The sequence below is a fragment of the Planktothrix tepida PCC 9214 genome (assembly GCF_900009145.1).
Lineage (GTDB): Bacteria > Cyanobacteriota > Cyanobacteriia > Cyanobacteriales > Microcoleaceae > Planktothrix > Planktothrix tepida.
In genome coordinates, this window is the sequence record NZ_LN889803.1 from 298,739 (window position 1) to 312,965 (window position 14,227).

The 14,227-nt window shown below is 42.4% G+C and carries 6 protein-coding genes; all 6 read left to right on the plus strand.

All coding sequences use genetic code 11. The features are described from left to right. Positions 1-152 precede the first annotated feature (152 nt). The 6 genes from PL9214_RS19155 to PL9214_RS19180 all read left to right on the plus strand — a co-directional run bounded on the left by PL9214_RS19155 (position 153) and on the right by PL9214_RS19180 (position 14,225). Positions 153-2,237 carry a methyl-accepting chemotaxis protein gene (locus PL9214_RS19155; RefSeq protein ID WP_072720360.1) on the plus strand — a complete coding sequence of 695 codons (2,085 nt, stop codon included), beginning with the start codon at positions 153-155 and terminating at the stop codon, positions 2,235-2,237. A 228-nt stretch (positions 2,238-2,465) separates the two neighbouring features. After that, positions 2,466-5,762 (plus strand): HEAT repeat domain-containing protein, encoded by a 3,297-nt coding sequence (locus PL9214_RS19160; RefSeq protein WP_072720361.1) that lies wholly within the window; start codon positions 2,466-2,468, stop codon positions 5,760-5,762. A 219-nt stretch (positions 5,763-5,981) separates the two neighbouring features. Beyond that, on the plus strand, positions 5,982-6,836 hold the full coding sequence (locus tag PL9214_RS19165) for a CheR family methyltransferase (protein WP_072720362.1): 855 nt from the start codon (positions 5,982-5,984) through the stop codon (positions 6,834-6,836). Between the two features lie 71 nt (positions 6,837-6,907). Then, complete coding sequence (locus PL9214_RS19170; protein ID WP_072720363.1) at positions 6,908-7,960, plus strand: protein-glutamate methylesterase/protein-glutamine glutaminase; 1,053 nt, start codon at positions 6,908-6,910, stop codon at positions 7,958-7,960. A gap of 67 nt (positions 7,961-8,027) precedes the next feature. After that, positions 8,028-8,657 (plus strand): hypothetical protein, encoded by a 630-nt coding sequence (locus tag PL9214_RS19175; protein ID WP_072720364.1) that lies wholly within the window; start codon positions 8,028-8,030, stop codon positions 8,655-8,657. 555 nt (positions 8,658-9,212) lie between these two features. Continuing rightward, on the plus strand, positions 9,213-14,225 hold the full coding sequence (locus tag PL9214_RS19180) for a PAS domain S-box protein (RefSeq protein WP_072720365.1): 5,013 nt from the start codon (positions 9,213-9,215) through the stop codon (positions 14,223-14,225). Positions 14,226-14,227: the final 2 nt, after the last annotated feature.

Below are 14,227 nucleotides of genomic sequence, written 5' to 3' on the forward strand. Positions count from 1 at the left end.
TTATCAGTTAATACTAATCCATTATCTGTGTAGAAATGTGTTATCCCCTGTTTTTACCTCAACTGATAACTGATGATGCGGATACTTGATAACTGACAACTGATAACTGATAACTGTTAACTGATGACTGATAACTAATAAAGGAGAAAATCATGGCTAAAGTCAATAATAAGCAACAAAAAAATTATAAAAATCATCAAAAAAACTTCTCTGAAGTTCCTGATAAAAACGCACCTGAGTTGATTGTTCAACAGCTACGAGAACAAAATCAGCAAATCCTGATTAAAACCAAAGATATTGTACAAACAGTAGAACATCTTTCAGAGGGGATGAAATCCCAAACTCGCCTAGCAGAAGAAAGTAGTAGCCAAATTCAGACCCTAACAACCTCATTAAAACATACGGCAACCCAAGCTCAATCCGTTGCTGTTTCCGGGGAAGAATTGGTGTCTTCTATTAATGAAATGGCAGCGTCCATCGAACAAGTAACCGCGAGTAGTGCCGAACTTGCAACGGCCATTAGACAAACCTCAACGTCCGTTCAACAAAGCAGTGTTTCTACCCATAATGTTGCCAATAGTGCTCAAGAAATGGCAACTTCAGCGTCTCAAGTCACCGCATCAATGGTACAAGTGGCTGCATCGATTAAAAGTGTCAGTTTAGACACAGAAAACCTTGCAGCCGCCGTCAACGAAACCGCCGCTTCCATTGAAGAAATGACCAGTTCCATTGGCGGGGTTGCTCAAAATGCCGATGATTTAACGGCCGCCTCCGAAGAAACCACCGCTTCAATTAACGAAATGGCAGCTTCCATTGAAGAAGTGACTGCTACCACAGAAAATTTAGCTTCTACCGTTGAACAAGTTTCAACGTCAATGGAAGAAATGGCGCAATCTGTTGTAGGTGTCGCTCAAAATGGAGAACGAATTACCGAAGCCGCCACCAGTGCAGCTACATCCGCCGAACAGTTAGATCGATCCATTCGTTCGATTACCACCCTAACTCAACAAGCCGATGAAATTACCCGTCGAGTCATGCAGGATGCCGAAGTGGGGGGTAAAACCGTGGAAAAAGCCATTCAAGGGTTAAGTCGGGTACGGGAATCAATGGTTAAATCTTCCGACGTGATTCGAGATATGGGCAAACGCACGAACGAAATTAGCAGTATTGTCGATACGATTAACTTAATCTCAGAACGTACCAATTTGCTCTCTTTAAATGCTTCAATAGAAGCAGCTAGGGCAGGGGATGCCGGACGGGGATTTGCCGTTGTTGCCGAAGAAATTCGTAATTTAGCTGATCGCGCAGCCCAAGCCACTTCCGACATTGCCTCGATTATTAAAGCCTTACAACAGGTTGCCCAGGATGCAGTTAACACGTCTAATGAAGGTTTAAGGGTAGCTGAAGATAGTGGGAGTCTAGCCGAAGAAGGATTAGGAGGATTAAAAAAAATCCTATCGGGGATTGAAAAAACCACTCAATTAGTTAGTCAAATTACCGTCGCCTCCGAGGAACAAATGATTGCGGGTCAAACCGTTGTTAATTCAATTAATACCACCGCCAACCAAGCACGAGAAGTTGCCAAAGCCACCATTGAACAATCTAAAACCACCCAAGGAATTGTGGTTTCTACCCGACAGATGCAGCAAATTGCTAAACAAGTCACCCAAGCAATGAATGAACAAGCTCGTGCTGCCCGTGATGTGATTAAAGCGGCTCAAAATACCACGAATTTAGCCGGACAAGTCCGTAAAGCGACTTTTGAGCAAAATAAAGGGGCATCCCAAATTATGCAAGCGGTAGAGTCCATGAGGCGGGGAGTCATGACCACTTCACGAGCCATTGCAGAACAGTCCGTAGCCGGGGAGCAAATCTCTAAAGAAGCCGAACGACTGGGCAGCTTGATTAATAGTGTTAGCAAAGACATGACTGAACAAGCCACAATGGCATCTCAAACAACCCAAGCCGTTGATAATATGCGGATACAGTCGGAGCAACTGGCGAAAGCCATGAGGGAACAGTCAAAAGCCATTCAAGAGATGACGGGGGCGATTCAAAGCATCACCCAACAAATTAAGTTAATTCGCAGTTCCAATGTAGAACATTCTGCTGTTTTAAGTGAGACACTGCAAGGCATAGAAAATATAGGACAAATTAGTGAACGTCACCGACAAAGCAGCAAGATTATTATGACTGCTGCCACAACCCTGCTTGAAAGTGTTCAAACCCTCATTTAATCAGTTATCAAGTATCCGCATCATCACTAATCAGTTATCAGTTGAGGGTTAGTATTAATCAATTGGATGTTAGGGAATGAATAATTAGTTAATAACAGGAGGTATTGATGAGTGATGAAGGATTGTCTCAACTGATAACTGTCAACTGATAACTGTCAACTGATAACTGTCAACTGATAACTGATAACTGTCAACTGATAACTGATAACTGATAACTGATAACTGATTATGGCTATTGGTATTTTTACAACTGATATCAATTTAACGATTCGTTCTTGGGATTCTCGATTAATCGAACTCACGGGAATTACTGCGGCACAGAGTTGTGGACAAAAAATTACCGATCTGATTCCTGATTTGGAACAACGGGGTTTACTGGAGCGATTTCAACGGGTGATTACCCAAGGAGTCATTGAAACCCTTGCACCTGCGTTCCATCAATACTTAATTCCCTGTCCCCCTCCGGCGAACTCCAAGCACTTCCAGTATATGCAGCAGCGCGTTACAATTACGCCCTTACGCGAGAAAACAACCATCGTCGGAACCATTGTCACCCTTGAGGATGTCACGGTGCGACGGGAGCGAGAAATTGATCTGGCTCAACATTATCGTCGGGAAATCATTTCCTCCGAAGTAGTTTCCTCTGACGCCGAGGCTCAAGAGCGGAATTTAATGTTTTCCATATCCGATGATCTCAATAAAGGCCTGTATGCTAATACCACAGACTTTATGAATGCCCTACAAGATAGTAGTTGGCAAGTCCGAAGGGAAGTAGTAGAGCGATTAACAGCCAGTCATAACCCAGAAATTACCACAGAATTATTACAACTTCTGCGCCAAGAACATCGAAATGCCACCATTGTCAATAGTGTGATTCAAGTTTTAGCCTTGAGTCGGGTGGATTTAATTCCCGCCTTAATTGAATGTTTGCATGACCCTGATCCAGAACTGCGGATTTATGCAACCCAAACCTTGGGACAACGGGATGATATTCGCGCCATTCCTGCCTTAGTTTTGGCTTTAGCCGATACGGATAAAAATGTTCGTTATCATGCCATTGAAGCATTAGGACGTTTAAAAGCGAGAGAAGCCATTGATCCCTTACTCGAAATTGCTCAATCTCAAGACTTTTTCTTAGCCTTTCCCGCCTTAGATGCTCTAATGCAAATTGGTGATCTCTCAATTGCAGGACGTTTAATGCCTTTACTTCAAAAAACTTTGAATTGGCGGGTACGTCGGGAAGCCGTCGATAGCCTAGCAATGCAAGACGATCCTAACTTAACCCAGGATTTGTTACGCTTGCTTCGTGAACAACACCGTAACCCCGACATTCTCAATAGTGTGCTTCAGGTTTTAGTTCTCAGTCATATCGATCCAATTCCCTCCTTAGTGGAATGTTTAGCCGATCCCGATCCAGAACTACGCATTTACACCGCCTTAGCCCTCGGAGAACGCCATGACCCCAGAGCTATTCCGGCTTTAATTCAAGCTTTGGATGATGTTGATATTAATGTTCGGTATCATACCATTGAATCCTTGGGACACCTACGGGCAACAGAAGCCGTCGATAAATTAGTCGAAATCACCCAATCTGGAGACTTTTTCCTCGCCTTTCCCGCCTTGGAAGCGTTGATGAAAATTGGAGACTCGACTATTGGTTGTCGCATTGTTTCCTTATTAGATGATGAGCTATTAGGCGATCAAGTGGCTGAGGTGTTAGGAGAATTGGGCTCTGCTGATGTGGTTACTCCTATCGCCCAGGGGCTGAACAAAACTGATATAGCCAACTCCCCCGTGAGAGCGAATAGTTTAGTCATCACCCTGGCTAAAATTTATCAACGCTATCAAACTGAATTTGGGGAAGGAAAATTTATTGCTGACCTGACCCGTCGTGCGGTAACAGAGGTGGGAACTCAAAACCTACTGGATACGATTCAACAGGCTAATCCTGAAGAACTCCAGGGGATTGCATTAATTTTGGGATGGTTAGAAGGAGAGAACGTTGCCACCGCCTTAGCCAGACTGTTAAGTTATCCTCAACTGCGAGAATCCATTATTGAAGCCTTAGTTCGCTTTGGGAGTAGCGTAACTCCGTTATTAATTGCTCAACTTGATGTTCCTGATGTCGAAACTCGTAAAGCTGCCATTACAGCCCTCGGTCGCATTGGGAGTAATCAAGCTGTTCCGGCCTTAACCGATTTACTCAGTGCCGACTCGGAATTAGTTATGGTGACAACGGCTGCCTTAGCTCAAATCGGCGATGGGCGAGCTTTTGAAGCATTATTAGATCTCTTAGGACATTCTGATTCCGCCGTGCGTTTAGGCGCGATTGCGGCTCTCAATTCCCTGGGCCATCCCGCCCTACCGCAACGGATTCTACAGTTACTAACTCACCCCAATCCCCTGATTCGGGAGTCAGCCGTCAAAATCGCAGGGTATTTTGCTTTTGGAGAGTGCATTGAAGCTTTATTTAACTGTACCCATGATCCTGAAGAAAAAATACGACGGGCTGCCATTGAACATTTGCCTTACCTGGAGGATGAACGGGTTCTTCCCTATTTAGTCCGAGCGTTAACCCAAGAGGTTCCTTCTGTGCGGGCGGCGGCGGCCCATGCTTTGGGGGATATCGAAGTGAATCAAGCTTTACCCCTTTTATTGAATGCTTTACAGGATAATGATTCCTGGGTGCGGTATCAAGCGGCTCGTTCAATTGGGCGTTTGGAATTTAATCTGTTATCAGAGTCGGAGGCAGAATCCCTTAAACAGGTCTTTGAGATTCTACAACAGCTTGTCAACCAAGATTCTGCCTATCCAGTTCGGGCTGCTGCTACCTCGGCTTTAGGCCACATCGGTGAGGAAAAAGCAATTCCTCTGTTAACGACATTAGTGGGACTGGAGGTCGGAGATGGGGACATTGCCCGGGCGGCGGTAATGGCTTTGGGACGGATTAACAGTACCGACGCTGTTGCGCCTTTGTTAATGGCGTTGAATTCTACCAATGCAGAACGGCGTTTAGATGCCCTTCATGCGTTTCGGGAACGGGGAGGAGAAGAGGCCGGAGTTGCTTTACAATGGATGGCAGCCGCTGATCCAGAGGAAAAAGTGGTTCAAGCTGCGATTGAATCCCTATCTCGGATGGGAACCCCAGAAGCGATTGCTGCTTTGTTGGAATTGTCCGTAGATCCCAGCAGTCGGGAAGCTTGTATTATGGCGTTGGCTTCTCGAAATTTGGAGCATTCCAGCCAGAAACAGGACTATATTGAAGGTATTAGCCAAGGGTTAACCCATCTCCATCCGGCTGTCCGGTGTACTGTTGTTGAAGTGTTGAAACGCCTCAAACATCCTTTTGCTTCGGAAATTTTAATCAGTGCATTGAACGACCAGGATCAAAGTGTCCGTTTATCGGCGGTTAATGCTTTGGTTTATTTGGGAAATCGCTCCTGTACTGAACAGTTGGGGATATTAGCTCGTAATGATCCTTCTGCGGCAGTTCGTCGGGCGGCTCAAAAAGGATTGCATCAATAGTCAGTTATCAGTTATCAGTTATCAGTCATCAGCCATTAATTTTTAGTTTTCAGTTATAGCCAGGAAAAACTTAATTGGGAAGTTCATAGAAACACAAGTTTAGGCTTGCGCTCATCAGTTTATGTCCTAACTGTTGACTAATTACTGATAACTGATGACTGATAACTGATGACTGATAACTGATGACTGATAACTGATGACTGACAACTGATTACTCATATGCGATTTTCTCCAGAACCCCTGAATTTAAGCGATAATATTTTTATTATTTTGCGAGATCTAATCCATGAACGAACAGGATTATTTTATACGAGTTCTAAGCAAAATATGTTGGCGGATAAGTTATCTAATCGCGTGTTTGAAAATGGGTTAGACTCGTTTTTAGACTATTATTATTTGCTGAAATATGATCCTAAAGCGGATGAAGAATGGCAACAAGTTATTAATAGTTTAAGTGTCCCCGAAACCTATTTCTGGCGAGAGTATGATCAAATTAAGGTTTTGACAGAAGTGTTAATTCCTCAGTATTTAGAGCAGTTTTATAGTCTCTCTTATCCTTGTCAACCCCTGCGGATTTGGAGTGCGGCTTGTTCTACTGGAGAAGAACCATTAACAATTGTGATCGCGTTGAATGAAGCGGGTTGGTTTGAACGAGTTCCGATTGAAATTTGGGCTAGTGATGCTTCTTCTAAGGCAATTGATAAGGCTAAAATGGGATTATATCGACAATATTCATTTCGGAGCTTCCCTGAAGCTTTGAAGCGGAAATATTTTACGGCTGAAGCAGATGGATGGCGGGTTTCTCCTCAGATTCATCGCCGAGTTCATTGGTCAGTTAATAATTTATTGAAGGAGTCTGAAATTCAATATTTAGCTCAAGCTCATTTTGTTTTTTGTCGGAATGTTTTTATTTACTTTTCCGATACTTCTATCCGCCAAACTGTTAATTATTTCTATGAACGAATGTTTAAACCCTCTTATTTGTTTCTGAGTGCTTCTGAGTCTCTCTTAAAACTGAAAACTAATTTTGAATTGGAAGACATTGAAGGAGCATTTATATATGTTAAACATTAAAGGAGCAATTGTGCTGGATTTGAGTCTAATTTATTGATTCCCCTATTGTAATAAAAAAAGGATAAAAAGTCATGAATAAAATTATTCGCGTTTTAGTGGTTGATGATTCTGCTTATGTTCGTAAAGTTATTAAACAAATGCTGTCTCGTAGCCCTTTTATAGAAGTTGTGGGAACAGCCCATGATGGGGAAGAAGCTTTAGAAAGATTAGAACGGACACCGAATGAAATTGATGTGATTACCTTGGATTTATTAATGCCTAAAGTTGATGGGGTAGAGTTTCTCAAAAGACAAATGAAACGACATCCGATTCCGGTGATTATTGTGAGTATTGCCAATGAAGGAGGAGAATTAGTATTAGCAGCTTTAGACGCAGGGGCTGTTGATTTTGTACATAAACCTACGGCTTTAGCGACGGAAAAAATGTATGAATTAGCTGAGGAATTAATTGATAAAGTAAAAGCTGCTGCGAATGTCCCTTTAAAGCGTCTTCCGGTTCCAGCTTTAGGGTCATTAACTTCGGGATTAATTCCGGCTCAACCGGTGTTTAAACCCGGTACAATTGATTTAATTACAATTGGAATTTCCACAGGTGGCCCCCAAGCTTTAGCATTTTTGATTCCTCAATTACCCAGTAATTTTCCGGTTCCAATTGCAATTGTTTTACATATGCCCATTGGTTATACGAAAATGTATGCAGAACGATTAGATCAATTATCCGCATTGAAAGTGGTTGAAGCGGGTGATGGAGAAATTCTCCATCCAGGAATGGTTTTTATTGCCCCTGCGGGACGTCATTTAACCTTTAAACGGGAAGGGAATTCTGTTGTCACCCGTCTGGCTGCACAACCCTTTGATATGCCTCATCGTCCCTCGGTGGATGTTATGTTTCAATCAGCCGCAGAAGTTTATGGTAATCGGCTTTTAGGAATTGTGATGACCGGAATGGGTTCCGATGGAAAACAGGGTGCAGCATGGATAAAATCTCATGGAGGTTTAATATTTACTGAGTCTGAAGAAACTTGTATTGTCTATGGAATGCCACGTTCTGTAGAGGAATCAGGGTTAAGTGATCATTCTTATCCTCTCAATGGAATTGCACAGGCAATTTTAGACGTTTTATGATTGTTCTTGATAACCCCAAAATTAACCTTTAATTTTAATCCTTGATTAACCCTCAATAGGTGTAAAAATGTTACTCACCGAAAAGCAAAAAATAGCCTTATCTGAATTTATGAAAATTGTTCTTTCTCGGAGAACAGCAACGGCATTATCACAATTAATTGGGTCTGATGTGACGATGAAGGTTGCGGAGGTTTCTTTATCTCCGTTGAGTAAATTAATGACCGAATTACCCAACCAGTTCAATGAAGATATTGTCAGCGTTCATCAAATGTTTAAAGGGACAATGAGTGGAGATGCACTCTTACTTTTAAACTATTCTTTTGCGGTCAAACTCACAAACTTACTGCGACCCGATCAAGAAGATTATAATTTACATTTGAATGTTTCTTCCTGTGAAGTTTTAATGGAAGCTGGGAATATTCTCTTAAATTCCTATATTAATATGTTGGGAACTTTAATGGGGAGTCAGTTTACTTTCTCGATTCCAACTTTCCAAATTGAACCCTTACCTGATTTAGTCAAATCTTTAATGATGGGAAAAAATGAAGTCCGTTATGTATTAATGGTGGATACCACCTTCCAATTCTATCATAATTCGGTTCGAGGTTCTTTAGTTTTTGTGTCTGGAGTGATTCCTTTATCTTGTTTAATTAAAGGAATTGAAGCCTCTATTGACTTAGCAATTCCTAATCCCTAATGGCAATAGGAAACAAGAGCGTTTCATTGATTGTCCCGTTTTTTGAGCCGAGTAATAATCCTTTGAGCTTCTTCTTTTCTAGTCCTGAATCCATTGGCACCCTAGAGCCGAATCAGGACGGAACTTGAACCCCATATAGATGGCTCAAATTTGGCCAACATCAGGGGATTCCTTTGATGAAGCTGCATGGGGTTAAACCTTATATTACCGCTAATTTCTCTTCAGCTTGGCGAATTTCCATGATTCATAGTAAAATTAATTCAGCGATTTTAATAAGTTTAATAAGATTTTCTTTAAAACAGTGCATTTTTTTGCTTAATTCATTGATAGCCTTTATTGTCCTTTTTAAGCGTTCCTTTCCCTTTCAATGTTGTTGTTCTTCGGGGTGAGTATAATTTCTCAAAACCGCTCTGAACTGTTGGGATTGAGCTTACGAAGAATGGACAGTTGAGGTTTGACGCTTGACTAATGGGGCGTGGGCTTTTGGCTTAGGCACCCTACAACTTGTTTCCCCCTCCCCCTGTGCTCCCTGCTCCCTGTTTTCGTAGGCAGCTTATGGCTATAATTCAGCTTAACTTGATTAAAATTCTCAGCCAAACACCCTGGAAAAAAGTGTTACCGTTGTTATTAGGTGTGCTGGCTACTGTACCTCTCTTCATTGGCGATGGGCTCCGCCCAGCCGAAGGCTATCGCTTTGATGGATTTATTGTCGGAGTTTTTCACTTCCAAACTCTATTTGATAGCACTTTGAATGTGCCACCCGGTTATAAAGTAGCGATTTATGATGGAACTGAATCAATTTATCGTCAAGCCGGATTTCCTTCTAACTCCACCTTGCAAAAAACAGTTATTGTCAGAGCCTATGGTGCTGACTGGCAAATGGTGGTTGCCTCTACAAAACAAGCAACTAGCCCTTTACCTGTTGTGGTTCTCATCGGAGGCTTAACGTTAATTGGGTTATGTTTATTAGTGGTTTATCTGATTGGAATCAATCAGTCTCAAATTCATCAATTAAAGATAACCAACCAGCAACTGCAACAGGAATTAGAACATAGACAACAGGCAGAAATAGCTCAGACTCAACTGGCTGCCATTGTTGAATCCTCAGAAGATGCAATTATTAGTAAAGACTTAAATAGTATGATTAGAAGTTGGAATCACGGAGCCGAACAAGTTTTTGGTTACACAGCCGATGAAATCCTTGGACAATCGATTAAAAAATTGATTCCCCCAGAATATTACGCCGAAGAACAGGAAATTCTGCACCGTATTCTCCGAGGAGAAAGTATTAAACATTACGATACCAAACGACTCAGGAAAGATGGAACTTTTATTGATGTTTCCATTACGATTTCTCCCCTGAAAGATAAAGCCGGAAATATTATTGGTGCTTCCAAAATTGCTCGAAATATTACCGAAAGCAAACAAGCCCAAGAATCCCTCCATGAAAGCGAACTTCGGTATCGACAACTGATTAATAACTTAAATGCCGGGTTCGTCATTCATGCTCCCGATACTAAGATTCTGTTGTGTAATGCAACCGCTTGTGATTTATTAGGACTCACCATTGAGCAAATGATGGGAAAAACTGCTATTGATCCTGCATGGCATTTTGTTCGGGAAGATGGAACCCGGATTCCCATCGAAGAATATCCCATTAATCGAGTCTTATCAACTCAAACTTCTTTCAAAAATTATGTCCTGGGAATTAATAGTGGTAAACCGAATTTAGTTTGGGTTTTAGTCAATGGTTTTCCAGAATTTGATCATCAGAATAAACTTAAACAAATTGGAATTACCTTTATTGATATTACCAAACTCAAACAAGCTGAAGCTGAACAACAAGAAATGAGCGAGGTGATGGAAAATGCCGTATCAGGGATTTCTAAACTGGATGCCCAAGGTTGTTATCTTTATGTCAATAAAACCTACGCTAAAATCACCGGTTATGAACCGGAAGAAATGATTGGAATGTTATGGCAAAAAACGGTACATCCTGATGATTTAGAGAAACTTATTGCAGCCTATGAGCAGATGCTAAAAGCAGGAAGAGTTGAAGTAGAAGCCACCGGAATTCGCAAGGATGGTTCAATTATTTATAAACAATTAGTCATGATTGCTAACTATGACGAACAGCATCAATTGTTGGGGCATTATTGCTTTATGAAAGATATTAGCGAAAAAGCCCGACTTGAAGCAGAACGCAAACAAGCAGAACTCAAGTTAGAAAAAGAACTGGTGCGAACAAAAACTTTGTTTAATACTTCATTAGATGGCATTGTCGTGATGAATAACCAAGGAGATGCAATCCAATCGAGTCCTCGTTTTGCTGAGATGATAGGTTATACCTTAGAAGAAACCCTGAGTTTAAATGTAGTGGATTGGGATGCCCAATGGACAAAAGAAGAGTTACAGAAAATACTCAAAAACCCCAATTTTATTCCTCTATTTGAAACCCGACATCGCCGTAAAGATGGTTCTGAATACGATGTCGAAATTAGTTACAGTCGCGTCACTTTAGAAGGGGAGGTGATCCACTTTTGTATTTGTCGAGATATCAGTAAACGCAAACAAGCGGAAATTGACCTCCAAATCTCCCAAGCTCGGTTTGCGGGAATCTTAGAAATTGCCAATGACGCCATTATTTCAGTGAATCACCATCAAAAAATTACGTTATTTAACAAAGGAGCAGAACAAATTTTTGGTTATCAAGCTGAGGAAATATTAGGGAAACCCCTGGCGCTGTTGATACCGGAGCGCTTTGCAAAGGTTCATCATCAACATCTTGCTGATTATGCCAAAATCGGAGGGTATGCCAGGCCCATGTCAGAGCGAGGAGGCATCTTTGGGCGACGCAAAGACGGGTCAGAATTTCCGGCCGAAGCCTCCATTTCTAACCTCAATCTCAAGGGTGAGATTATCTTTACCGTGTTCTTGCGTGATATTACCGCCAGACAGGAAGCAGAAGCTGCCTTGCGCGAGAGTGAGGAAAAATTCCGCACAGCGATCGATTTTACCTACGATTGGGAATATTGGCTCGATACAAAAGGTCAGTTTATCTATACCTCTCCCTCCTGTGAACGGATCACGGGTTTTTCACGGGACGAGTTTATCGCCAATCCTAATCTCATCAGTGAAATTATTTATCCTGATGATTTCCCAACCCTAGATAACCATATTTGTAATGACCATTCTGGGGTGGAATTTGCCGAGTTTCGGATTATGACCCGTTCGGGTGAAATTCGCTGGATTTCCCACACTTGTCAACCTGTTTTAAGTCAAATGTCCCACTGTCTCGGCCTACGAATCAGTAATCGAGATATCACTGAGCAAAAGCGAATTGAAGCCGAACGTCAACAAGCAGAACAAGCCCTTCGGGAAAGTGAAGCTCGGTTTCAAGCTTTTATGAATCATAGTCCGGCTCCAGCCTGGATTACTGATATGGATGGCTTGATCCTCTATATCAGCCAAACCTATTGTCACAGTTTCCAGTTACCGACTGAAGATCTTCTCGGTAAAACCATCTTTGAAATCTATCCCACTAACATTGCCCAACAATTTTTGGACAATATCTTAACCGTTAGTCGAACCCGTGAGGTGCTCAAAACGATTGAGATCGCACCCCGTGCCGATGGTAGCCTTGGTGACTTCCTCGTCTATAAATTTCCCATTCCTGACGCATCGGGACAAATCCTGATTGGGGGAGTCGCCATCGATGTCACCCAACAACACCAAGCTGAAACCGCTTTACATCTGAGTGAAGAACGGTTGCAACTGGCCCTAGAAGCGTCTGGAGATGGACTCTGGGATTGGAATATTGAACAGGGAGATATTTATTTAAGTCCTTGCTATCAGGAAATGCTGGGCTACCAAGCGGGTGAGTTACAGATGGATTTTAATCTCTGGGTTGAGATGATTCATCCCGATGATCGATCCTGGGCTTCGGAGTGTTTGAATGCTCATTTAAAAGATAGTTCTGTTCCTTATGCCTTGGACTATCGTTTTCGGTGTAAATCGGGGGAGTGGAAATGGATTGCCAACTATGGGAAAGTTGTGGCTTATAATGCTCAGGGTCAGCCCATCCGCATGATTGGAACTCATAAAGATATTAGCGATCGCAAACAAAAAGAAATTGCCCTGAGACAGGCGATGGAAGCCGCAGAACAAGCTAATCTTGCCAAAAGTATTTTTCTTGCTAATATGAGCCACGAACTTCGTACTCCCCTGAATGTAATCTTGGGATTTGCTCAAGTAATGTCCCATGACTCCTCTTTAACCCCTAACCAGCAAGAAGATCTACAAACCATTCGACGCAGTGGCGATCATCTTTTGAATCTGATTAATGATGTTTTGGATCTCTCCAAAATTGAATCGGGACACTGCACCTTGGAAGAAAGTGATTTTGACTTAATTGCGTTGCTGCATTCTCTTCGGAATATGTTGGCAGAACGAGCCAGTTCTAAAGGACTTGATCTTTATTTTGATATTGCTCCCGATGTGCCTCAGTTTATTAGAGCGGATGCTCAAAAATTGCGTCAAGTTTTAATTAACCTGTTGGGTAATGCGATTAAATTTACCCATCATGGCAGTATTACCTTACAAGTTAGGGGTGAGCTTAGTCCTGAAGAAAAATCGAGTCCGTGCTGGATTCTTCAGTTGGCTGTGATTGATACCGGGGTCGGAATTGCACCGGAAGAACTGGATACGATCTTTGATGCCTTTGTGCAGGCTCAAGCCGGAAAACAAGCTGTGAGTGGAACAGGATTAGGATTAACCATCAGCCGAAAACTCTTGCGACTGATGGGCGGAGACATTGCGGTTCGGAGTACAATAGGCAAGGGAACGACCTTTAGTTTTACTCTTCCGGTGAGCCTGAGTGATGGAGGTGATATTGCAAGCGAACACAATGAGCGCCTGATCATTGGATTAGCTCCCAACCAACCCCATCGTCGGATTCTTGTGGTTGATGATCGCTCCGAAAATCGTTTATTGATTGTCAGACTGTTAACACAATTAGGATTCGAGGTACGGCAAGCGTGTAATGGACAGGAAGCGGTGCAACTGTGGCAGGAATGGCAACCGGATCTGACTTGGATGGATATTCGGATGCCAATTCTGGATGGATACGAAGCGACTCGGCAAATTCGGGCGATGGAACAAGGTCAAAGTAGTATTATTATCGCCCTGACTGCACAGGCGTCCCGAAGCGATCGCACTCTCGCCCTGGCTGCGGGTTGTAATGACTATATGAGTAAGCCTTTCCGAGAACAAACTTTATTTCAGAAGATGGCCCAATACTTGGGCATTGAGTATCGTTATGCTGAAGTTGTAACACCGGAAGTTTCCCCGTCGCATTCCAAGCACTTGACTCCAGAAGAGGTAAAAGTGATGCCCCCGGAATGGATTATTCAAGTCCATGAGGCAGCACTGGATCTCAATGATCATCAAATCCTAGAATTGATTGCGGAAATTCCACCCAAACATCAACCTCTAATTGAGGCGATGACTTCCTTAGTTGATAACTTCCAGCTTGAAGCGATCGCAATTCTTACGAAGATTGAGGGGTAAGC

What these genes read in the sequence shown, in the direction of transcription:
- PL9214_RS19155 (WP_072720360.1), top strand. Translation starts at nt 153, where the DNA reads ATGGCTAAAGTCAATAATAAGCAACAAAAAAATTATAAAAATCATCAA.
- PL9214_RS19160 (WP_072720361.1), top strand. Translation starts at nt 2,466, where the DNA reads ATGGCTATTGGTATTTTTACAACTGATATCAATTTAACGATTCGTTCT.
- PL9214_RS19165 (WP_072720362.1), top strand. Translation starts at nt 5,982, where the DNA reads ATGCGATTTTCTCCAGAACCCCTGAATTTAAGCGATAATATTTTTATT.
- PL9214_RS19170 (WP_072720363.1), top strand. Translation starts at nt 6,908, where the DNA reads ATGAATAAAATTATTCGCGTTTTAGTGGTTGATGATTCTGCTTATGTT.
- PL9214_RS19175 (WP_072720364.1), top strand. Translation starts at nt 8,028, where the DNA reads ATGTTACTCACCGAAAAGCAAAAAATAGCCTTATCTGAATTTATGAAA.
- PL9214_RS19180 (WP_072720365.1), top strand. Translation starts at nt 9,213, where the DNA reads ATGGCTATAATTCAGCTTAACTTGATTAAAATTCTCAGCCAAACACCC.